Source organism: Gymnodinialimonas phycosphaerae, from assembly GCF_019195455.1.
GTDB classification, from domain to species: domain Bacteria; phylum Pseudomonadota; class Alphaproteobacteria; order Rhodobacterales; family Rhodobacteraceae; genus Gymnodinialimonas; species Gymnodinialimonas phycosphaerae.
The window spans coordinates 2,651,663-2,672,563 of record NZ_JAIMBW010000001.1 but is presented as its reverse complement, the minus strand read 5'-3'; the positions used below and the strand labels follow the sequence as shown (position 1 = coordinate 2,672,563).

Sequence of the window (20,901 nt, the reverse complement as noted above, 5' to 3'; positions counted from 1 at the left end):
GTTTTTTGTTTTGATGGGTGGCCCGTCAGGGCCCGAAGGTCTCACATGGCACGTCACGCGCTGACAGGCGAGCACAGGCCCGGCTGGCTTGATCTTCGGTCATGCCGGCAAAACGCGCGTCGTAGCCTCGGCTCACGTTGACCACACGCCTCAGGGCGGTATCGAAGGTGCCCAACTCGGCGAGGGCCGTGCGCAACAACAGCCGCTCGGCGGCGTGGTGCGAAACTTGCGGCCCCAATGACACGCCATAAAGACGCGACCCGGTGGAAGACGCCCGCGTCACCAATTCGGGCTCGGGCGGTGGGATCGGGGCGGGTTCCGGCTCTTGCATAGCTTGCGGCTCGGGACGGGGCTCTGGCCTGTCGGAGGGGACTTCCAATGCGCTCAGCGCCGCTTCCACGGCGGCAGCGACGTCTGCGCCAGGCTCCAGCGCTTCGCCTACTGCATCATTGATCGCGGCTAGGACTTCCGCGTCCACACCGCCGCCCCTGGGACGTACCATGGGTCGCACCGACCGCTCGGGCGCGCGTTGCCCTCGAGGGGTGGAACTGGTCCCGGACGGCCCGCCATCGTCGGCGTATGTCGGCAAAGGCGGGGTACGCAAAGCCACCGAACTGGGCGCGCGCTCGAACCCCATATCCAGCAGATCCATCACCCGTTGGTTGCGCCAGGCCGAGCTTCGCCCGCCAAAGACGGTCGCGATGATCCGCTCTTCGCCGCGTTGGGCCGAAGCCACGAGGTTGAACCCCGCTGCGCGGGTATAACCCGTCTTGATCCCGTCCGCCCCGCGGTAGGTCGTCAGAACGACGCGGTTGGTGTTGCGCACCGTGGCGATCCCCGCATCGGCGGTCACGCGCGAGAACAGGTTATAATACTGAGGATAATCGTAGATCAGCCGCCGTCCCAACATCGTCATATCACGCGCTGTGGACAGGTGTCCTTCTTCCGTCAGCCCGTTCGCGTTGCGGAAGGTCGTCCGGGTCATTCCCAACGCGCGCGCCGTACGGGTCATGCGCCGTGCGAACGCTGCCTCGGAGCCCGAGATCGCCTCACCAATTGCGGTGGCCGCATCATTGCCAGAGCGAATTGCCGCCGCGCGGATCAGATAGCGGAATCGGATGGTGGAACCCGCCGTCAACCCCAAGCGAGAGGGAGGTTCGTTCGCGGCATTTGCCGAGATCCTCACTTCCGTATCAAGGGTAATTTCCCCCAACCGGATCGCTTCGAATGCGATGTAGATGGTCATCATCTTGGTCAGCGATGCGGGATGCAGCCGGGTATCGGCGTTGCGCGAATGCAGTACCTCGCCGTTGCGGGCGTCCATCACCATCGCGGCGTAGGGCGCGGCAACGGTTGCCCCGGGCGCCAAAACGCCAAACACGATAAACACACCCAGAAGGGCGGCGTAAAAATTCCGTACGAACATGAGATGCTCTATCTGCCTCTGGTGCCGTCTGATGCGGCGATTGCCTACATTTGTAGGATAAATGATTTTGAAAATCCATGCTCTCGTGAGGAAAATCCCAATAGATGCAAGGAATTGGCAGATGTGGTTCTTCGGGCAACACTTGGGCCAAGATGTGGCGCTGCAAACACGCCCCAGTGTGTGGTGAAGGCGGATTTGCTCTGCTAATAGTTGACTGACTGTTGCAAAAGGATCGCCCCCAAGATGAATGACCTGTCCCCCGACCACAAAACGCGGGCAGCCGCCTGGTTCCGCAGCTTGCGCGACGAGATCGTCGCGGCGTTCGAGCAGGTGGAGCAGACCCAGGGGGGCGATGCAAAGCCGGGTACGTTCGACGTCTCGGAAACCAAGCGCACGTCCGAAGATGGCTCGGACGCGGGCGGCGGGTTGATGAGCGTCATGCGCGGGGGCCGGGTGTTCGAAAAGGTCGGCGTCAACGTGTCCGAGGTCTACGGAGAATTGGGCGAGCGCGCCCAAAAGGCCATGGCAGCGCGCGGCGTGCCGGGTATGGCGGACGACCCACGGTTCTGGGCCTCGGGCATCAGTCTTGTCGCCCACATGCAGAACCCGAGGGTTCCCGCCGTCCACATGAACACGCGGATGTTCTGGACGCCGGGCGCGTGGTGGTTCGGCGGCGGGTCTGACCTGAACCCGGCGATTGAATACGACGAGGACACCGCGTTTTTTCACAAGACCTTGAAGGATCACTGCGACCCCCATGGGCCGGACCTGTATGATCGCTACAAGAAATGGGCGGATGAGTATTTCTACGTCCCCCACCGCAACCGCGCCCGCGGCGTCGGCGGCATCTTCTACGACGACCACAATACCGGTGATTGGGAGGCTGATTTCGCCTTCACCCAAGACGTGGGCCGTGCCTTTTTGCCCGCCTTCCTCGGCTGTGTGGAGCGCAGACGGCACGAAGTCTTCACCGAGGAAGACCGCGAAAAGCAACTGGTCCACCGTGGCCTCTATGCCGAGTATAACCTTGTCTATGACCGGGGGACCAAATTCGGTCTTGAAACGGGCCACGACGCCAACGCCGTCCTGATGTCTCTGCCGCCGATTGCCAAGTGGACCTGAACCCCAAAGATCTTGACGTCTTGGTGCCGAACTTCAAGAAGCGTCTCAGCGGGGTCACAGCCACTATCGTCCGTCTTGTGCCCATTCAGGCGCAACAGATGGCGGTTGCTGCCGTCTCCCCCGATTTGCCCGATCACGTCCCCCAGATCCGCCTTTCGCAGCTGCTGACAATGCCCCGCAACGGCCCCCACGGTGCCCGCATCTGGCATGCCCGCCGCAACACGGAAATGCTGGCGGGCCTCGCGTTAAAGCACCTGTTGCGCAAGCGGTTGAAGCTCGTCTTCACCTCAGCCTCGCAACGCAAGCATACCGGCTATACCAAGTGGCTTATCGGGAAGATGGATCACATCATCGCAACGTCCAAAAAGACCGCCAGCTATCTGGAGCGTCCCGCTGATGTCATCCTTCATGGCATCGATGTGGACAGCTTCTCACTGCCCACCGACCGCGCGGCACTGCGGGCGCGTCTGAACCTGCCCGATGCTATGCTGATCGGCTGCTATGGTCGCATACGCGCCCAGAAGGGCACGGGCGATTTCGTCGACGCGATGGTCCCGGTCCTTCAGCAAAATGCAGGCGTCCACGGCCTTATCATGGGTCGCGCAACCTCGGAACACGCGGAATACTTGGAAGCGCTTCGCACGCAGATTGCTGAGGCGGATCTGACCGACCGCCTTCATATCCTGCCAGAGGTTCCTGTTCACGAGATTGCTGATTACTACCGCGCCCTCGACCTTTTCGTCGCGCCGCAGCGGTGGGAGGGCTTCGGCCTGACGCCACTTGAGGCCATGGCCTGCGGCGTTCCTTGCGTGGCCACCACCGTCGGCGCGTTTCCTGAGCTGATCACCCCGGAAACCGGCAGCCTGATCCCGCCCCAAGACATGCCGGCAATGACCCGGGCCGTCACCCGCTATGTGGATGACCCGGCACTGCGGACGACCCAAGGCCACGCCGCGCGCGCCCATGTCGATGCGCACTTTCGCATCTCCCAAGAGGCCGAGGCGATCATGGACATCTACCGCCGCCTGCTGTCGCAGCCCTAAGCCTCTTTCCCCACGCCGCCATTCTCGCTAAACGACAAGCGCCCCCAAGACAGGTGAACCCATGGCCGACCCCCTCCGTAATCTGCGCCGCGCGTGGCACCTTGGCCTCGGCACGGCCCGATATAGCCACTTCGGCGTGCGCCTGAAGACAGGGGCCTCGGACCTGCCTAAATCCGTGCGCGGTCATATTTTCAAAGGTGGATATGAGGACGTAGAGGCCGAACTGGCCTTGGCCATCGTCAAACCCGGTGACCGTGTGCTGGAGGTCGGCACTGGCATCGGCTTCGTCTCCATCCTCTGCGCCAAGCTGGCGGGTGAGGGGCGGGTGACCTCATTCGAGGCCAATCCTGTGCTGGAACCGATGATCCGCGCCAACTATTCCGAGAACGACCTGACCCCGGATTTGCGCATGCGCGCCGTCACTGTCGACGGTACACCGATCCGTTTCTTCGCGGATCCCGGCATCTTGTCGTCTTCGATGATCGACAGGGACCTCCCGTCCGACGAAATCACTGTCGAAAGCACCCCCATCGCCGACGCGATGGCAGAGGTCGCCCCCGACGTCATCGTCATGGACGTGGAAGGGGCCGAGGTGGACCTTCTCACCGCCGCGGATCTTTCCGGCGTGCGCGCCCTGATCATCGAGGTTCACCCCCATATCGTCGGGCCCGACCAGATCGCCGCGATGGATGCATCTCTTGCCGAAAAGGGTCTTCACCCCACGGAGAAGCGCCATAAAACAGTTCTGTATCAGCGCCGTACCTCATGATAGAGATCTGGCCCTCTTACGTGATCAACCTCGCCGATAACGTCGCGCGGATGCAGAACGCGCGCGCGCAACTCGATGCCGCCATGCTTCCTTTCCACCGCATTGATGCAGTTAACGGCTGGCAACTTCCCCCGGACGAGATCACCCGCGTTTACGACGCGACCGCCAACGCCAAACGCGCGCGCCATGACCTCGTGCCGGCCGAAATCGGCTGCTACCTTTCCCATATCGATGCATGGCGCGCGATCGCGGAGGGCGATGCGCCGGGCGGCTTCATTTTCGAGGATGACTTCGAGGCTGACGCCACCTTGGCACCCACCCTGAAAGCACTGACCGAGGATGGCGGGAGCGACTGGGATATGGTGAAACTCTTCACCTTCGACCCCGACGCCAAGACCGTCAGCAGCCGTCGTCTGACCGACACTATCCGCCTCGTGATCCCTTTCCGCGTGCCGACCTGCCTTATCGGGTACGGCCTTACGAAACCCGCCGCGCAGCGCCTTGTCGCGCGCGCCGTCCCCTTCTTCCGCCCCGTGGACGAGGACCAGAAGTATTTCTGGGAAACCGGCCTGCGCGTTGCCTTGACCCTGCCTGCGCCGATCAAGGTCGGCGACCAACAAGCCGTTACCGGGACCATCGGCAACGCCCGCCGGGACGCGGCATCCTCTGGCCCAAGACGTCTCTGGCGTGGCTTGCGCACGCAGATTTCCTATCAAATTGCCCTAAGGTGGCACCGTGCGCGAGGCCCCAAATGAGCGCTCCGAAAGTCCTCCATATTCATTTCGGCAAGGAAGGCGGGGCTGAGCGGTTCTTCGTCAACCTCGCCAAAGCCTTCGACAGGCGCGGGGTCGAGCAGCGCTTCGCCATTCGCCCGAACCGATCGTGGGAGGGGGAAATCGCCGCGCTCGGTCCGGTGATCCGCGACAATTACCGCTATTTGTCCCTGAGCCGCTTCTGGCTGGAGTGGAAGCTGCGCCAGACCTGCCGAACATGGCAGCCCGACGCTATCCTCGCCTGGATGCCCCGCGCCGCCCGCGCCATTCCCGATTGGCCGGGTGCGGTGAAAATGACCCGACTGGGGGATTATCCTCAGCACCTCGACCACTTCCAACGCTGCGACGCGCTTGTTGCCAATACGCCCGACATTATCAAGCATTGCCAGGGCCTTGGATGGAAGAAAGCCGGTCTTGTCATAAGTAACTTCGCGCGTCCCGTGACGCCCAAGCCCGTTTCTCGCGCCGCCCATGACACGCCGAACGATGCCTTCCTCATCGCCGGCGCAGGTCGTTTCGTGAACCGCAAGGGCCTTGATCTGGCGATCCGCGCGGCAGCAGGTGTCGATGGCGCCTACCTTTGGCTTATTGGAGACGGGAAGGAGCGTCCCGTACTCGAATCCCTCGCGCAAGAGGTCGGCATCGCCGAGCGTACGCGTTTCATCGGTTGGGTGGACGAGCCGGTCCACCATCTGGCGGCCGCCGACGCCGTGGCCTTCCCGTCGCGCCATGAGCCGTTGGGCAACGTCATCCTTGATGCATGGCAAGCAGGCGTTCCCGTCGTCAGCACCCGCGCCGAGGGGCCCGACTGGTTTCTGCGCAATGAGACCGATGGGATCATGGTCGAGATTGATGATCTGGAGGGTTTGACCGCCGGCCTCCAATCCCTGAAAGACGATCCCGCCTTGCGTGCCAAATACGCGGCTGCGGGTCCGGCCCGTCTTGCCGAAATGTTCAGCGAAGATGCTGTCGTGGACGCTTACCTTGCGGCCTTTAGGGGGGAGTTAACCCGTTGAAGGCGCTGGTGATAAACCTCGACGGTGAAGTTGCGCGGATGGCCTTCATGGCCGAGCAATTGGCGGCCCTTGGCATTGCGTTTGACCGGCTACAAGCCACGACGCCGGACACCCTGTCGCCGCCACCAAATGACCCTTACTGGAGCCTTTGGGAACGCCCCCTGCGGACCACGGAAATGGCGGCGATGGCCTCTCACCGGGCGGCGTGGAGCCGCGTGCTGGAAGAGGACGCGCCGATGCTGATTCTGGAAGACGACGCCTTGTTGCACGGGGTAACGCCATCATTTCTTGGAGCGGTTGCGCCGATCGACGAGGCCGAATTGGTTTCTTTGGAAACCCGAGGTCGCGCCAAACTCATCTCTCGCAAGAACCATCCGCAGGCCCTCATCCATCGACTTTGGCAGGATCGCTCTGGCGCGGCTGCCTATGTTTTGCGCCCGGCGGGGGCGCGCAAGTTACTGGCGCGGGTTGCGAAGGCGCCGGGCCTCGCTGATGCCATTTTGTGTGCGGCCTACGACGTTTCAGCATGGCAAGCCGTGCCCGCGATCGCTTGTCAGTTGGACATGTGTGAAGCTTATGGAATGTCTCCGCCGCTTGCGACCGTCAGCGTCATTGACTCAGAACCGCGCCCCACAGGTCCCAAGTCGCGCTCGCAGAAGCTTAGACGCATCTGGTCACAGACCCGCATGGGCCTGCGCCAATTGATCCGCTGGCCCGGTGCGACGCGGCTTATCGTACCTTATGGAATGGTCAACAGTGACAGGTGAACCTGTCGCAAAAAGCTCGCTAGATCCGGGTTCAGTTGCGGATCGCATCCAGTAGGACGTGAACGTTTTCCGGGTCCGCATCGGGGGTGATTCCGTGGCCCAGATTGAAGATATGCGGGCCGCCTTTCAGCGCATCGCGAATGCGCTTGGCTTCTGTCACCAGGGCGTTACCGCCTGTCACCATCAGTTTGGGGTCGAGGTTGCCCTGAACGCAGCCGTCGACCTGCAGATTCTCCGCCGCCCACGTGGCATCGACCGAGGTGTCGATGGCAAGGCAGTCAGCCCCTACAGCCTTGGAAAAGCCCACATATTTCTCTCCGGCTTCACGGGGGAAGGCAATGATCGGAAGGTCTGGGTGGCGGGATTTCAGTTCGCCAATGATGCGTTTTGTGGGGGCAAGGGCGTATTTGTCGAACGCCTCTCCCTTCAGGGACCCGGCCCAGGAATCGAAGATCTTCACGACCTCGGCGCCCGCCTTCACCTGCATGTCCAGGTATTCGATCGTGGCAGCAGTGATCAGGTCCATCAGCGCGTCAAACGTTGCAGGATCACCCTCGCGCAGCTTGTGGGCAGGGGCCTGATCCGGCGTACCACGCCCGGCAATCATGTAGGTCGCCACGGTCCAGGGCGCCCCCGCAAAGCCAATGAGCGTGGTTTCCTTGGGCAGTTCTTCTGCAAGGATCTTCACGGTCTCATAAATTGGGTTCAGGTGAGCGTGCACGTCATCCGCCGTCTTCAGCCGCGCCATGCCGGAGGCGTCGGTGATGGTCGACAGGCGCGGGCCTTCGCCCGTGACGAACCAAAGATCGGCACCAAGGGCCTCCGGGATCAACAGGATGTCGGCGAAAAGGATCGCGGCGTCGAACCCGAAGCGGCGAATCGGCTGCAAGGTAACTTCTGCCGCCAATTCAGGGTTGTAGCACAGCGACAGGAAGTCGCCGGCCTGGGCCCTGGTGGCACGATACTCAGGCAAATATCGGCCCGCTTGGCGCATCAACCATACGGGCGGCACATCCATGGCCTCGCCCGCGAGTGAGCGGAGAAGTTTTTTCTTGTCGGCCATGTCAGATATCCTCAGGGTCGTAAGGGTGGTCGGGTTTCTCGCCTTATGAGTGTCACACGGAACAGCGTTGTCAACCCAAGTTGACACATCTAAAGAGGGACTATGACGACCGATTTGCCAACCCCCGCCGCACCCCTCCGAATCGGAACCCGAGGGTCCCCCCTCGCCTTGGCACAAGCCCGAGAGACCAGGGCCCGCCTGATGGCGGCTTGGGATTTGCCCGAGGAAGCTTTTGAAATCGTTGTGATAAAAACGACGGGTGATGACCGCTCCTTGATCGATGCGGACGTTGCGTTGAAAGAGCTTGGTGGCAAGGGCCTGTTCACCAAGGAAATCGAAGAGGACATGATCAGTGCCTCCATCGACATCGCGGTCCATTCGATGAAGGACATGCCGACGGTGCAACCCGAGGGGCTGATGCTCGATTGCTATCTGCCGCGCGAAGATGTGCGCGATGCCTTTGTGTCGATCAACCATGACGGGCTTCACGCCTTGCCGGAAGGGGCTGTTGTCGGCTCGTCATCGTTGCGCCGCCGCGCGCAGCTGTTTGCCCGCAGGCCTGACCTGAACGTGGTGGAATTTCGCGGGAATGTGCAGACGCGGATGAAGAAGCTTGGGGACGGCGTGGCCGATGCCACCTTCCTTGCCATGGCAGGTTTGCGCAGACTTGGCATGGAAGATGTCGTGAAGTCTGCGATCGAGGTCGAAGATATGTTGCCGGCTGTAGCCCAAGGGGCCATTGGGATTGAGCGGCGGGTGAGTGATACACGCGCCGCCGACATGCTGGCCGCGATCCATAATGTCGAGACAGGACAAAGGCTTGCGGCAGAGCGGTCGTTTCTCAAGGGCCTCGACGGATCCTGCCAGACGCCCATTGCGGCGCTGGCGGAACTGGACGGCGGCACGTTGCGGCTGCGCGGCGAAATCTTGCGCCCCGATGGCTCTGAAGTGTTGACTGACGATCGTACGGCGCCCATCGAGGACGGTGCAGCGCTTGGTGCTGATATGGCCCGCGACTTGCGCGCGCGGGCAGGGGTCGGGTTCTTCGACTGGCATTGAAGCGCCAAGGGTCCAGCCAGGCCCAAACCCTTGCAAGGGTTTGCACAAAGCCTTCGAAGGCTTTGGTTGCGCCTGTTGCGAGGGGCGCGCGCCCGTGGCATTGTCGCGCAAAACAAGCGGCAGAGCAGGCGACCCGATGGACATTGAGCAGACCGGCCTTGACGGCCTTGTGGTGATCACCCCACCGCGCTTTGGCGATGCCCGGGGCTTTTTTGCCGAGACCTACAGCGCAACCAAGCTGGCGGACCACGGCATCACCACCACTTTCGTGCAAGATAACCATTCCCTGTCGGCTGAAGTCGGTACGATCCGGGGCCTGCATTTTCAGGCCCCGCCCCACGCTCAGGCCAAGCTGGTCCGCTGTGGGCGCGGGCGGCTGTTTGACGTGGCCGTGGATATCCGCAAGGGCTCGCCCACTTACGGTCACTGGTTCGGGATCGAGTTGACGTTCGAGAACGGCAAGCAATTGCTGGTCCCGGCAGGCTTCGCCCATGGGTTCGTTACGCAAGAGCCGGGGACGGAAATCATCTACAAATGCAGTGACTTCTACGCGCCCGAGACGGAGGGCGCGGTGATCTGGAATGATCCGGATATCGGGATCGATTGGCGCCTGGAGGCCGCGCCGGTGCTGTCTGACAAGGATGCTGTCGCCGGGCGTCTGAAAGACCTCGACAGCCCTTTCACCTATGAGGCTACGCCATGAAGATCCTGATCACGGGCGGCGCGGGTTTTATCGGATCCGCCGTCGTGCGCCTTGCTGTGGCACGCGGCCATGAGGTCATCAACCTCGATGCCCTGACTTATGCCGCGTGCCTAGAGAATGTCGCACCCGTCGCCTCTTCCAACCTCTACACCTTCGAGAAGGCTGATATTTGTGATCGAGAGGCGGTCGATACCCTTCTTGCCCGTCACCAACCGGATGCGGTTCTGCACCTTGCGGCGGAATCCCATGTAGACCGCTCCATCGACGGTCCGGGAGCCTTCATCCAGACCAACGTCACCGGCACCTACACCCTGCTCGACGCTGTCCGCGCCCATTGGGAAGCGCGCGGCAAGCCCGTGGGCTTTCGCTTCCATCATGTCTCCACCGACGAAGTCTATGGCACCCTGGGCGACATTGGTCTCTTCACCGAAGACAGTCCCTATGCGCCCAACTCGCCCTATTCCGCCTCCAAGGCCGCGTCGGACCATTTGGTTCGCGCCTGGGCCGAAACCTATGGTCTTCCGGTCCTGCTGACCAATTGCTCCAATAATTATGGGCCCTATCACTTCCCCGAAAAATTAATTCCCGTGGTGATCCTGAAGGCCTTGGCCGGAGAGCCGATCCCCGTCTACGGCGATGGCCTCAACATCCGTGACTGGCTCTATGTCGAAGATCACGCCGACGCGCTTCTGTGCGTGTTGGAGAAGGGCGCGGTCGGGCGCAGTTACAACATCGGCGGCCACAATGAGCGGACGAACATCGATCTTGTGCGCACCATCTGCGGGTTGTTGGACGCTCGGCGTCCTGAAAAGGCGCCCCACGCGGACCTGATCACCTTCGTGACAGACCGCCCCGGTCACGACATGCGCTATGCGATTGACGCAAGCCGCATTCAGGAAGAGCTCGGGTGGACACCCTCCGTGACGGTCGAAGAAGGCCTTGCCAAGACCGTGGACTGGTTTGTCGCCAACGAGGATTGGTGGCGCGCGTTGCAAGCTCGCGACGGTGTAGGTCAGCGGCTGGGGACGAGCGCATGAGCCTGTTGGCGTTCGGCCAAACCGGCCAGGTCGCAAAAGAGTTGGCGCGCCTTGGGGTGCAAACGGTAGGCAGGGCCGAAGCGGATCTTAGCGATCCACAGGCCTGCGCTGATTTTATCGCGGCAACGGACGCTAATGCCATCATCAACGCCGCCGCTTACACTGCGGTGGACCGTGCCGAAACCGAGGAGGCCTTGGCCCAAACCGTCAATGGGGACGCGCCAGGCGCCATTGCGCTTGCCTGCGCGGCCAAGGGCATTCCACTGGTCCATATCTCCACCGATTATGTGTTTAATGGGGCAGGGCAGGCGCCATTCGCGCCGGATCACCCGACCGCGCCGCTGGGGGTCTATGGGCGCACAAAACTGGCCGGGGAAGACGCGGTACGTGCCTCGGGCGCTGCCCATGCAATCCTGCGCACGTCTTGGGTGTTCTCGGCCCATGGCGCCAACTTCGTCAAGACCATGCTCCGCTTGGGCGCAGAGCGGGACGCCTTGACCGTGGTGGCGGACCAGATCGGTGGCCCAACCTCGGCCCGCGCCATCGCAATGGCCTGCGTAACGATGGCCAAAGCGCTGCAAAGTGACCACTCGAAATCCGGCACCTACCATTTCTCCGGCGCGCCGGATGTCTCATGGGCCGAGTTCGCGCGGGTGATTTTCAAGGAGGCGGGGCTCAGCGTCTTGGTCACGGACATACCCTCGTCCGATTATCCCACGCCCGCCAAGCGGCCCCTGAATTCACGGCTTGATTGCGCGGCCACCAGCGCGGGCTTCGGGATCGCCCGTCCCGATTGGCGCGCCGGTCTGCGCGATGTCTTAGCGGAAATCCAAAAACCCTGAGCGTGTTCAGCACATGTAAACTCTGTCGGTGCACTAGAGGCATCGTGGTGTGCCACATTGGCAAGGCCTTCCAAACACGCTACCCGTGGCGAAAGCTCACGAGACGGAGACGCTAAGAATGGCGCGAAAAGGAATTGTTTTGGCAGGCGGGTCCGGCACGCGTCTCTACCCGGTGACGGTTGGCGTCTCGAAACAACTGCTGCCGATATACGACAAGCCGATGATCTATTACGCGCTGTCGGTCCTGATGCTGGCGGGGATCCAAGAGATTGCCATTATCACCACCCCGGAAGACCAGGCGCAATTCCAGCGCACCCTGGGTGATGGCAGCCAATGGGGCCTCAGCCTGACATATATCGAGCAGCCCAGTCCCGATGGGTTGGCGCAGGCGTACCTTCTGGCGAAGGATTTTCTCAATGGCGCGCCCTCGGCGATGGTTCTGGGCGACAACATCTTCTTCGGCCACGGCTTGCCGGAGGCCTTGGCCGCCGCCGATGCGCGCGCCACGGGCGGTACGGTCTTCGGCTACCGCGTGACGGACCCCGAGCGTTACGGCGTCGTCGATTTCGCCGCCGACGGCAGCGTGACCTCGATTATCGAAAAGCCCGAGGTGCCGCCGTCAAACTATGCGGTCACGGGCCTCTATTTCCTTGATGGCACCGCGCCCGAACGCGCCGCCGCCGTCATCCCTTCCGCAAGGGGGGAGTTGGAGATCACCAGCCTGTTGGAAAGCTACCTGAAGGAAGGCGCCTTGACGGTGGAACGCATGGGCCGGGGCTATGCGTGGCTTGATACAGGCACCCATGAAAGCCTTCTGGACGCTGGCAATTTCGTGCGCACGCTGACCCAACGGCAAGGCTTGCAGGTGGGGTCTCCGGACGAGATCGCCTTCGCTGCGGGATGGATCGACGCCGACGGTCTGGCCGAGCGCGCGAAATTATTCGGCAAGACCCAATACGGCCGCTATCTGGCGACCACCGCGAAAGGATAGACCTGCGGTGCTCCGTCGTCTCCAAGCGCTTTATCTGCGGTATGCGGCGGTCCATGAAGACCGATTGAGGGGCGTGGCCCTCGGGCGTATTGGGCGACGTATCGGACAGGTCGAGCAGGTCGTGCGCCGCGATGACCGGGTCCAGATCACCGGCTGGGCTAACGCCGACAGGATCCGTGTGACATGGCCTGACGGCGAAGTGGTGATGATCCCCGACATCTATCGCGGCGACGTGGCAGCGCAGATCGGCATTCGGCCTGACTCCGGTTTTGAGGGCGCGGTCCCCGCCGGTGCGCGCCCTTTGACCTTGCATGTCGAGGGCCCCGGCGGCGTATTCTCCGTCCCCTTGCCCCACCCGGCAGAACCTGCACCCGCGTCAGCCCACCGCCGCCTGCGTCGGGCGTTCCTGCGGGACCTGGCCCGCGCCATGCCCGCGCTGATCCGCTACCGCAGGACGCCCTCGCAGCAGACCAAGACCGCCGTGAAGCGCGACCTGGGTCTAGAGGTCGTGGCCCGGGGGCATCTCATCGATCCATCGTGGTTCTCTGCGCGGCGCGCTCCGATGGTTGCGACTGCCGAGATCACGATCGTCCTGCCGATCTACAACGCGCTGCCCTACTTGCAGAAATGCCTCGCGCGGGTGGAGGCGCATACCGATTTGCCATGGCATCTGATCGCCGTGGACGACGGCTCCACTGATCCCGAGCTTGCCCCTTGGCTTACGACCTGGGCCGCCGCCCGTCCCGGCAAGGTCACGCATTTGCCTCAAGCGCGGAACCTCGGGTTCATCGGTGCCGTCAACGTGGGGCTTGAGGCGGCAGAGGCGCGGGGCGGCAACGGCCCGGTGGTGCTGCTGAACACCGACGCCATGGTGCCGGACGGCTGGGCCAGCGGCCTGACCGCCCCGCTTAGCGACCCCAGCGTGGCTTCGGTCACGCCGATGTCGAACGCGGCAGAGGTTCTGTCGGTCCCGACCATGGGGCCAGGGATCAGCTTGGGCGAAGGCGACGGTGACGTGATCGACCGCGCCGCCGCCGCGCTGGGTGGCGAGACATGTCCCGATGTGCCCACGGGCGTCGGTTTCTGCATGGCGATGGCGCGAAGTTGGCTGGCAAAGGTGCCGCGCCTCGATCCCGCCTTCGGACGCGGTTACGGCGAGGAAGTCGACTGGAGCCAGAAGACCAAGGCGCTTGGCGCACGGCACCTTTGCCAGCCTCGACTGTTTGTAGAGCATATCGGCGGCCAAAGCTTTGGCTCGGAAGAGAAGTCGCGCCAGATGCGAAAATCCAACGCTCTGATCTCAAAACGTTATCCTGTGTTCGACGCCAATGTGCAGCGATTCATTGCTGAGGACCCGCTGGCCACGCCACGCCTTGCGCTGGGGATCGTTCTGGCCGCGTGCCGGGCAGCGAAGGCCGAAGGCGGGCGACTGCCAGTCTATCTGGCTCATACACTCGGCGGCGGGTCCGAGATCGCCATGCAGATGGAGATCGAAAAACGCGGTGTCGCTGTAATCCTGCGGGTTGGTGGCCCGCGCCGGTGGCAGGTCGATGTGCAAGTCGATGGGCAACTGATGGCAGGGCAGACCGATGATCTTGAGACGGTCGCGCGGCTTCTGAAGCCGGTGCCTGCCCTTGAGCTGATCTATTCCTGCGGTGTCGGTGATCTGGACCCGATCACCTTGCCCGGGTCTCTGATGGCCCTGCGCCGCGAGGGCGCGGGCGATACCATCGCCTTGCATTTGCATGACTTCTATTCCGTCTCGCCATCCTACACGTTGCTGGAGCAGGGCGAATTCAACGGCACGCCAGACCTCGACAACACGGACCCGACGCACACCGTGCTTCGCCCCGATGGCACAACGGCCTCATTGGCCGAGTGGCGCGCGGCTTGGGGCGCGCTTATCGCCACTGCCGATGAGGTGACGGCGTTCTCCGCTTCCTCCGCCGCGCTGTTTGCGCAGGCCTACCCTGACGCGCCTATCAAGGTGCGGCCTCATAGCTTGCCGACGCCCGTGCGCATGGCCCACCCGACCCATGCAGGCTGCATCGCCGTGTTGGGCAACATCAATCACCAGAAGGGCGCTTGGGTGTTGCGAGAGATTGCCCTGAACTCCCCCGAGCAGTCTTTCGTTGTGATCGGTAACGCAGACAGCACGATTCCGCTGCCGCGTAACGTCACGCTCCATGGGGCGTACGCACGAGAAGAGATCGCAGATCTCGCAGAGTACTATGGCGTGGCCGGTTGGCTGGTGCCCGCGATCTGGCCCGAGACGTTCTCGTTCACCACCCATGAGGCGCTGGGAACGGGCCTGCCCGTGGCGGGGTTCGCCCTTGGTGCGCAAGGTGACGCGCTGGCGGCGGCAGCCAACGGCTTTGCCGTGCCGTTGGAGCCCAAGGAGACCTGCACCGCGCGTCTGATCGAAACGCTGCGCATGCGCATTGCCTCGAAGGAAGCCGCAGAATGACCGCAACGCTCCCGCCGCTGGCCTCGGACAAGATGCCTCTGTTCATCGTCGGGTCGATGCGATCCGGAAGCACGTGGTTGCGGGACATGCTGCGGCGCGTGCCTGATTTCATCTGCCCGGAAGAGACGCATTTTCTGCGCTGGTCGGAAGCCTTCCGCTCGCCCGGCGGAATGGCGCCGCATGTCCACAATCGACTGTTGCGCAAGCACCGGGAAATGGATGGCGTAACCCAAGATGTCTTCGACCTTATCTTGAAACGCAGCCCGTCGAAGGTGCATCTGCAACGGCGCTACATCAGCGCGTTCGCCGCCGCCAAGGGCGTGTCCGAACCATTTCGCTGGTTCGACAAGACACCTCAGAACATCTACGGACTCCCGATGATCCTGTCCGAGTTTCCGCGCGCCCGCATCGTGCATCTGGTGCGCAACCCCCTCAACGTGGTGGCCAGCTTGCAATTGGGCCGCCAAGTTCTGATCCCTGACCTGCATGGCGCGATCAACTGCTGGTTGGAAGCCGTGACGATCTGGGACGCGATCGCAAAGTCAGCGCCTCGGCGGATGATCGAAGTCCGCTACGAGGATATTCTGGACAACGTGCCCGGCACCCTCTCGGATTTGATGGAATTCGCTCAGGTGCCGTGCTCCGAAGGCCTGTGGGAAGCGTCCGACGCCCGGCGCGAAAAAAACCAATGGAAGACGGTCCTGTCGCATCGTGACGCCGCCATTGTCGCGCGCCGGTGTGACAAACTGGCGTCCCTGCGAGGCTATGATCTGCCCGCGCAAGTGCGCGCGGCAGAGGATCGCTAGCGCAACCGCGCTTCCGACTTTGTGTCGAAGAAATAGGCATCGGCGACGTCGAACGCGATTCCCGTGGGCGTGCCGGGCGGTGGAGCTTCCTGGTCATGGGCCTCGACGACGATCCTGGACCCGTCGGCGGCAGAGACGTAGTGATAGCTCACGCCGCCCAACCGCTCGGACAAGTCTACGCGGTGGGTATCGCCCTCGGACAGCGTTACCTTGTTGGGACGCACGCCTACGGTCACGGGGCCGTCGCCGACCATCGACAAAGGCGCTGCAAATTCCGCGCCGCCAAGGGCAGACACAGTGATCAAGCCGCCCGCGTTCACGCCATCGAAGAAATTCATCGCGGGCGAGCCGATGAAGCCCGCCACGAATTTGTTGTCCGGATCGTTATAGAGGTCCAATGGTGCGCCGACCTGTTCGATATAGCCTGCACGCAGCACAACGATCTTGTCGGCCAGCGTCATCGCTTCGACCTGGTCGTGTGTCACGTAGATCATCGTGGCCCCGATCTCCTTGTGCAGGCGCGCGATTTCCACCCGCATTTCCACCCGCAGCTCGGCGTCAAGGTTTGATAGCGGTTCGTCAAACAGGAACACCTCTGGCCCCCGTACAATCGCGCGGCCAATGGCGACACGCTGGCGCTGACCGCCGGACAGGGTCTTGGGCTTGCGCGCCAGATAGTCGTCCAGCTTCAGGATGCGCGAGGCTTCCGCGACCTTTTCGGCGATTTCAGCCTTGGGGTAGCCGTTCATCTTCAGGCCAAAGCCCATGTTCTCGGCCACTGTCATATGCGGATAAAGCGCGTAGGTCTGGAACACCATCGCCACACCGCGGGCGGCGGGATCGGCGCGGGTCACGTCGCGCCCGCCTATGTCAATCGTGCCTTCCGTGGTTTCCTCCAGCCCTGCAACCATGCGCAGAAGCGTGGATTTGCCACAGCCCGAGGGACCGACGAAGACGCAGAATTTCCCGTCTTCAATCGTCAGGTCGATTCCGTGGATTACCTGGGTCTTGCCATAGCGTTTGATCACGTCTGTGAGTTGCAGGCCCGACATGTGCCGCGTCCTCCCCTTGGGTTATTCTGCTGCGTCGGGGAAGCGCCAGTCCTGGGCCTCCCCCGCGATGGATGAGACCGCAGCGTGGATGCGCGGCAGGTGGGCATCGAGCCCTTGAAGCGTGGTGCGTTCCGTCGAGGATGTGACCGAGACCGCGCCCAACACGCGGCCCGCACGGGTCAGGATCGGGACCGCAACGCAGATGATTCCCGGCTCGTGCTCCTCTCGGTCATAGGCATGGCCGCGCTTGGCGATGGCGCGCAACTCGGCGCGCAGGGCATCGGCATCGGGATAGGTGTGTGCGGTGAACACGTGATAGCTTTGCTGGCGCAGGATCGGCTCCAACTGCGCGTCGGGCAGGAAGGCGAGCATCGCTTTACCCACGCCCGTGCAATAGCACGGCGCCACTTTTCCGGCCTGGGAATACATCTGCAACGGGTCACGGGCGTTGATCTTGTCGACGTAAAGCACGCTGCCGCCATCAAGCTGTGCAAGGTGGATCGTCTCTCCGACCTCAGCCGAAAGGGCCTCCAGGTATGGGCGTGCCACCGGAGCCAGCGACGTCGTTTGCCACGCCGCATGGGCAAGCCGCACAAGGCGCAGGCCGGGGGAATAGGTCTGGCGATCTGGATCATAGACGAGCATCGATTGCTTGGTCAGGACCTGCACCAATCGATAGAGCGTTGCCTTGGGATAGGGGCTTTCGGTCAGAAGTTCACCGAATCGTACGGGCCGCCCGAAAGAGGCCACGGCGTCCAGCACCGACAGGGCCTTGCCCACCGTTCCGTCTTGGCTGTCGGCAACGTCGCCCACCACTGTCTTTCCTCCCTTATGGTGCTGGTTGATGTCCTCCACATCTTCCAGCCGTCTGCCGCGATTTGCGCGAAGCCGCCGCGCTTAGGTGTTGACAAGACTAGGCAGGTTCGGCCTAAGATTTCAATATAAGAAACCGAGTTTCACATAGTGGAACCAGATTTTTTACGATCCTAGGGAGGACACCATGCGATCCATTTACAAGACCGGTGCCGCAGCACTGGCTGCAGCGACCATGCTTACGGGCGTTGCCTATGCAGAAGGCCACGGCGTTTCTGGCCCCCTGCGCATCTTCTCGGACATGTCGAACCCGGCACCGCGCGCGGTCATGGAAGGCATGGTCGAGCGTTTCACCGCCGAGAACCCCGGCGTTGAGGTGGAACTGGTCATCACCGACCGCGAAGCGTGGAAGACACAGATTCGCAACGTCTTGCAGTCCGGCACCGCCGACGTGGTGAACTGGTACGCTGGCAACCGCATGGGCCCCTACGTGGATGCGGGCCTGTTCATGGATATCTCGGACCTCTGGGAAGAGGGTGGCTTGTCGGAAACGCTCGCCTCCACCCAAGGCGCGATGACCATGGATGGCGGCATCTGGGGCGTGCCGTACACGTATTACCAGTGGGGCGTGTACTACCGTGAAGACATTTTCGCCGAACTCGGTCTTGAAGCTCCGACGACTTGGGAAGAAGAGCTGGCAAACTGCGCCGCTATCGTTGAATCGGGCCGTTCCTGCTATACCATCGGCACGCAGTTCCTATGGACTGCTGGCGGCTGGTTCGACTACCTCAACATGCGCACCAACGGCTATGACTTCCACATGGCCCTGACCGCTGGTGAGGTCGAGTGGACGGACCCGCGCGTGCGCGCAACCTTCGAGAACTGGCAGACCCTCATCGACATGGGCGCCTTCATCGACGACCACCAGTCCTACTCCTGGCAGGAGGCGTTGCCGTTCATGGTCAACGGGGAGGCCGCCGCCTACCTGATGGGCAACTTCGCCGTGGCGCCGCTGCGTGAAGCGGGTCTCAGCGACGATCAGTTGGGCTTCTACCAGTTCCCACAGATCGATCCGGCGATTGAGCCGGGCGAAGATGCCCCCACGGATACCTTCCATATCGCGGCCAACGCCGAGAACGTGGAAGCGGCGGAAGCCTTTCTTCTGTTCGTGACATCCGCTGAAAACCAGACACTCATCAACAACGGTGACAACCTGGGTCAGCTGCCGGTGAACTCCGGATCCGCAGTCGATGACGACGAGTTCCTGAACGCGGGCTTCGACATGCTGTCGAACAACGCGGGCGGTGGCATCGCGCAATTCTTCGACCGCGATGCTCCGGCGGAAATGGCGCAGGTCGCCATGCAGGGCTTCCAGCAGTTCATGATCGATCCCTCCACCCTGGACCAGGTCTTGATGATCCTGGAGCAGGCACGCGGCCGGATCTACTAAAACGGCTGACACATGCTTCGGGCGGCTCCTTTCTCGGGGCCGCCCGACCGCGCGGCGGGCCAGGGTCCGCCCTACGGCTACCCCCATCGGGCGCACCAGATGGCCCATGAAAACCAACCCAAGGAGAGCTTGATGCTGCGTAATCTGCTATTCTGCTTTGCAGGCGCCCTTGGACTTTCGGCCAGCAGCGCCTTTGCTGAATTGTCGATTGACGGGCCGTGTTCCCAAGGCCACCGCTGGACTGCCACGCTGATCAACCAGGGCGGCGGCGGCATCGCGAGCTACAACACCTGCACGCCGGAATTCGACATGGTTTACCTGCGTTGCACCCCAGGCTCACCGGCTGTGGATATCACCATCGAAAACGCCTTCCCCGGCCTTGGCCCGCAAGAACGCCTGACGGCTAATGTCGTGGTGGACGGCAGCGCCTTTCCCGTCAGCGGCACGGTGGTCTATTCCGAGATGACCGGATCGGGCCACCCGGTGTTCACCCTTGACCAAGCCGACCCGCTGTTCGCTGCGTTGGGGCAGGAATCCCGCGCTTCTGTCAGCTTGGCGGGAACGACATTTGCCATGCACCTCTCGGGCTCGTCCGATATCCTGTCGGCGATGTTTGAAGGTTGCCAATAGGATCCCGATCCGACCCCACGTTAAGGACCATTCAGATGGCCACTGTCGCGACCAACATTACCAACGATCCGGCCCCACGGTCCAAGATCAGCCAGCAGGCGATCGCGCCGTGGCTGTTCCTGCTGCCAGCGTTCATCTTCTTCGCGACCTACGTGCTCTATCCGATCATCCAGTCGTTCTATATCTCGCTTTACGAATGGAACGGCCTCTACTCCCCCCAATACCGCGGCATCGACGGCTTCACCGACCAGCAATGCCTTGAGCTTGGCAACCGCGCCGGACGCGAGCCGGGGTGCGAGTTGACAGGCGACACCGTCTGGAACGCCGAATACGTCGGGATGGAGAACTACCGGAACCTCTACGCCGATCCGTTTTTCTGGACCTCACTGAAGAACAACGTGATCTGGCTTCTGCTCTACTTCCTCGCCATCCCTGGCGGACTGATGATTTCGCTGTTCCTGAATCAGAAGGTCTTCGGGATGCGGCTTTACAAGTCGCTGTTCTTCTTCCCCTTTGTTCTGTCCCAGGTCGTCGTGGGTCTGGTGTTTTCCTGGTTCATGTTGCCCGGTGCGGATGAAGGCTTGCTGAACGTGATCCTTGGGTGGTTCGGCGCAGGCCCGGTGAACATCCTTGGTAACAACGACACCGCCACCTACGGCATCATCGCCGCGGGCCTATGGCCGCAAACCGCCTATTGCATGATCCTGTACCTGACCGGCCTGAACGCCGTGGACCCCGAACAGATCGAGGCGGCGAGGCTGGATGGGGCCAAGGGGCCGAAGATGCTGTGGTACGTGGTCCTCCCGCAGCTTTGGCCTGCCACATTCATCGCCATCGTCGTCACGGTCATCGGCGCGCTGCGGTCGTTCGATCTGATCACCATCATGACCAACGGCGGGCCGGGGTTCTACAACACCTCTGTGCTGGCGTTCTACATGTACGACGTGGCGCTGTCCGAGTTCGGCTTCCGCATGGGCTACGGCTCGGCCATCGCCGTTATCCTGTTCCTGATCATGATGGTCTATATCGCCGGCTTCCTGTGGAAGATGTGGCGGGACGAGAAGGTATAGCC

20 protein-coding genes are annotated in these 20,901 nt (G+C 62.3%); 16 read left to right on the top strand and 4 right to left on the bottom strand.

All coding sequences use genetic code 11. The features are described 5' to 3' along the window. Window positions 1–25 precede the first annotated feature (25 nt). Entirely contained in the window at window positions 26–1,426 is a 1,401-nt protein-coding gene (locus KUL25_RS13240; protein ID WP_257893376.1) for a D-alanyl-D-alanine carboxypeptidase family protein, read from the bottom strand. 243 nt (window positions 1,427–1,669) lie between these two features. Between KUL25_RS13240 and hemF the strand changes: the two genes are divergently transcribed. The 6 genes from hemF to KUL25_RS13210 all read left to right on the top strand — a co-directional run bounded on the left by hemF (window position 1,670) and on the right by KUL25_RS13210 (window position 6,916). After that, complete coding sequence (gene hemF / locus KUL25_RS13235; protein ID WP_257893375.1) at window positions 1,670–2,548, top strand: oxygen-dependent coproporphyrinogen oxidase; 879 nt, start codon at window positions 1,670–1,672, stop codon at window positions 2,546–2,548. After that, window positions 2,539–3,591 (top strand): glycosyltransferase family 4 protein, encoded by a 1,053-nt coding sequence (locus tag KUL25_RS13230; protein WP_427854434.1) that lies wholly within the window; start codon window positions 2,539–2,541, stop codon window positions 3,589–3,591. Before hemF ends, KUL25_RS13230 begins: the two co-directional genes overlap by 10 nt. Window positions 3,592–3,652: 61 nt before the next feature. Beyond that, window positions 3,653–4,360 (top strand): FkbM family methyltransferase, encoded by a 708-nt coding sequence (locus KUL25_RS13225; RefSeq protein ID WP_257893374.1) that lies wholly within the window; start codon window positions 3,653–3,655, stop codon window positions 4,358–4,360. Next, window positions 4,357–5,115 (top strand): glycosyltransferase family 25 protein, encoded by a 759-nt coding sequence (locus KUL25_RS13220; protein ID WP_257893373.1) that lies wholly within the window; start codon window positions 4,357–4,359, stop codon window positions 5,113–5,115. The genes KUL25_RS13225 and KUL25_RS13220 overlap by 4 nt, the downstream gene beginning before the upstream one ends. Next, window positions 5,112–6,149, top strand: a complete 1,038-nt coding sequence (locus KUL25_RS13215) for a glycosyltransferase (protein WP_257893372.1) — start codon at window positions 5,112–5,114, stop codon at window positions 6,147–6,149. The genes KUL25_RS13220 and KUL25_RS13215 overlap by 4 nt, the downstream gene beginning before the upstream one ends. A gap of 8 nt (window positions 6,150–6,157) precedes the next feature. Then, complete coding sequence (locus tag KUL25_RS13210) at window positions 6,158–6,916, top strand: glycosyltransferase family 25 protein (RefSeq protein WP_257893371.1); 759 nt, start codon at window positions 6,158–6,160, stop codon at window positions 6,914–6,916. 31 nt (window positions 6,917–6,947) lie between these two features. Here KUL25_RS13210 and hemE read toward each other — a convergent pair whose 3' ends face one another. Continuing rightward, window positions 6,948–7,979, bottom strand: coding sequence for a uroporphyrinogen decarboxylase (gene hemE / locus KUL25_RS13205; RefSeq protein WP_257893370.1), 1,032 nt, complete (start codon window positions 7,977–7,979; stop codon window positions 6,948–6,950). Between the two features lie 102 nt (window positions 7,980–8,081). Here hemE and hemC point away from each other — a divergent pair, with 102 nt between their 5' ends. From hemC to KUL25_RS13170, 7 genes are all read left to right on the top strand, one after another. After that, the gene (gene hemC / locus KUL25_RS13200; protein WP_257893369.1) at window positions 8,082–9,038 is read left to right on the top strand and encodes a hydroxymethylbilane synthase; all 957 of its coding nucleotides are present in this window, start codon (window positions 8,082–8,084) and stop codon (window positions 9,036–9,038) included. Between the two features lie 136 nt (window positions 9,039–9,174). Continuing rightward, entirely contained in the window at window positions 9,175–9,741 is a 567-nt protein-coding gene (gene rfbC, locus KUL25_RS13195) for a dTDP-4-dehydrorhamnose 3,5-epimerase (protein ID WP_068359674.1), read from the top strand. After that, complete coding sequence (gene rfbB, locus KUL25_RS13190) at window positions 9,738–10,778, top strand: dTDP-glucose 4,6-dehydratase (RefSeq protein WP_257893368.1); 1,041 nt, start codon at window positions 9,738–9,740, stop codon at window positions 10,776–10,778. Before rfbC ends, rfbB begins: the two co-directional genes overlap by 4 nt. Next, entirely contained in the window at window positions 10,775–11,620 is an 846-nt protein-coding gene (rfbD, locus tag KUL25_RS13185) for a dTDP-4-dehydrorhamnose reductase (RefSeq protein WP_257893367.1), read from the top strand. The genes rfbB and rfbD overlap by 4 nt, the downstream gene beginning before the upstream one ends. Window positions 11,621–11,738: 118 nt before the next feature. After that, complete coding sequence (gene rfbA, locus KUL25_RS13180; RefSeq protein ID WP_257893366.1) at window positions 11,739–12,611, top strand: glucose-1-phosphate thymidylyltransferase RfbA; 873 nt, start codon at window positions 11,739–11,741, stop codon at window positions 12,609–12,611. Window positions 12,612–12,618: 7 nt separating this feature from the next. Beyond that, window positions 12,619–15,078, top strand: coding sequence for a glycosyltransferase (locus KUL25_RS13175; protein ID WP_257893365.1), 2,460 nt, complete (start codon window positions 12,619–12,621; stop codon window positions 15,076–15,078). Then, window positions 15,075–15,884, top strand: coding sequence for a sulfotransferase family protein (locus tag KUL25_RS13170; RefSeq protein WP_257893364.1), 810 nt, complete (start codon window positions 15,075–15,077; stop codon window positions 15,882–15,884). Before KUL25_RS13175 ends, KUL25_RS13170 begins: the two co-directional genes overlap by 4 nt. On the opposite strand, the gene KUL25_RS13165 is transcribed toward KUL25_RS13170, so the two are convergent. Further along, window positions 15,881–16,936 (bottom strand): ABC transporter ATP-binding protein, encoded by a 1,056-nt coding sequence (locus KUL25_RS13165; RefSeq protein WP_257893363.1) that lies wholly within the window; start codon window positions 16,934–16,936, stop codon window positions 15,881–15,883. The genes KUL25_RS13170 and KUL25_RS13165 overlap by 4 nt on opposite strands. A 21-nt stretch (window positions 16,937–16,957) precedes the next feature. Next, complete coding sequence (locus KUL25_RS13160; RefSeq protein ID WP_257893362.1) at window positions 16,958–17,752, bottom strand: IclR family transcriptional regulator; 795 nt, start codon at window positions 17,750–17,752, stop codon at window positions 16,958–16,960. A 184-nt stretch (window positions 17,753–17,936) separates the two neighbouring features. On the opposite strand from KUL25_RS13160, the gene KUL25_RS13155 reads away from it, so the two are divergent. The 3 genes from KUL25_RS13155 to KUL25_RS13145 all read left to right on the top strand — a co-directional run bounded on the left by KUL25_RS13155 (window position 17,937) and on the right by KUL25_RS13145 (window position 20,899). Beyond that, window positions 17,937–19,199 carry an ABC transporter substrate-binding protein gene (locus tag KUL25_RS13155; protein WP_257893361.1) on the top strand — a complete coding sequence of 421 codons (1,263 nt, stop codon included), beginning with the start codon at window positions 17,937–17,939 and terminating at the stop codon, window positions 19,197–19,199. Window positions 19,200–19,331: 132 nt separating this feature from the next. Further along, window positions 19,332–19,829 (top strand): hypothetical protein, encoded by a 498-nt coding sequence (locus KUL25_RS13150; RefSeq protein WP_257893360.1) that lies wholly within the window; start codon window positions 19,332–19,334, stop codon window positions 19,827–19,829. Between the two features lie 35 nt (window positions 19,830–19,864). After that, a complete protein-coding gene (locus tag KUL25_RS13145) occupies window positions 19,865–20,899 on the top strand; it encodes a carbohydrate ABC transporter permease (protein WP_257893359.1) in 1,035 nt (344 codons plus the stop codon). Window positions 20,900–20,901: the final 2 nt, after the last annotated feature.

What these genes read in the sequence shown, in the direction of transcription:
- KUL25_RS13240 (WP_257893376.1), bottom strand. Translation starts at nt 1,426, where the DNA reads ATGTTCGTACGGAATTTTTACGCCGCCCTTCTGGGTGTGTTTATCGTG.
- hemF (WP_257893375.1), top strand. Translation starts at nt 1,670, where the DNA reads ATGAATGACCTGTCCCCCGACCACAAAACGCGGGCAGCCGCCTGGTTC.
- KUL25_RS13225 (WP_257893374.1), top strand. Translation starts at nt 3,653, where the DNA reads ATGGCCGACCCCCTCCGTAATCTGCGCCGCGCGTGGCACCTTGGCCTC.
- KUL25_RS13220 (WP_257893373.1), top strand. Translation starts at nt 4,357, where the DNA reads ATGATAGAGATCTGGCCCTCTTACGTGATCAACCTCGCCGATAACGTC.
- KUL25_RS13215 (WP_257893372.1), top strand. Translation starts at nt 5,112, where the DNA reads ATGAGCGCTCCGAAAGTCCTCCATATTCATTTCGGCAAGGAAGGCGGG.
- hemE (WP_257893370.1), bottom strand. Translation starts at nt 7,979, where the DNA reads ATGGCCGACAAGAAAAAACTTCTCCGCTCACTCGCGGGCGAGGCCATG.
- hemC (WP_257893369.1), top strand. Translation starts at nt 8,082, where the DNA reads ATGACGACCGATTTGCCAACCCCCGCCGCACCCCTCCGAATCGGAACC.
- rfbC (WP_068359674.1), top strand. Translation starts at nt 9,175, where the DNA reads ATGGACATTGAGCAGACCGGCCTTGACGGCCTTGTGGTGATCACCCCA.
- rfbB (WP_257893368.1), top strand. Translation starts at nt 9,738, where the DNA reads ATGAAGATCCTGATCACGGGCGGCGCGGGTTTTATCGGATCCGCCGTC.
- rfbD (WP_257893367.1), top strand. Translation starts at nt 10,775, where the DNA reads ATGAGCCTGTTGGCGTTCGGCCAAACCGGCCAGGTCGCAAAAGAGTTG.
- rfbA (WP_257893366.1), top strand. Translation starts at nt 11,739, where the DNA reads ATGGCGCGAAAAGGAATTGTTTTGGCAGGCGGGTCCGGCACGCGTCTC.
- KUL25_RS13170 (WP_257893364.1), top strand. Translation starts at nt 15,075, where the DNA reads ATGACCGCAACGCTCCCGCCGCTGGCCTCGGACAAGATGCCTCTGTTC.
- KUL25_RS13165 (WP_257893363.1), bottom strand. Translation starts at nt 16,936, where the DNA reads ATGTCGGGCCTGCAACTCACAGACGTGATCAAACGCTATGGCAAGACC.
- KUL25_RS13155 (WP_257893361.1), top strand. Translation starts at nt 17,937, where the DNA reads ATGCGATCCATTTACAAGACCGGTGCCGCAGCACTGGCTGCAGCGACC.
- KUL25_RS13150 (WP_257893360.1), top strand. Translation starts at nt 19,332, where the DNA reads ATGCTGCGTAATCTGCTATTCTGCTTTGCAGGCGCCCTTGGACTTTCG.
- KUL25_RS13145 (WP_257893359.1), top strand. Translation starts at nt 19,865, where the DNA reads ATGGCCACTGTCGCGACCAACATTACCAACGATCCGGCCCCACGGTCC.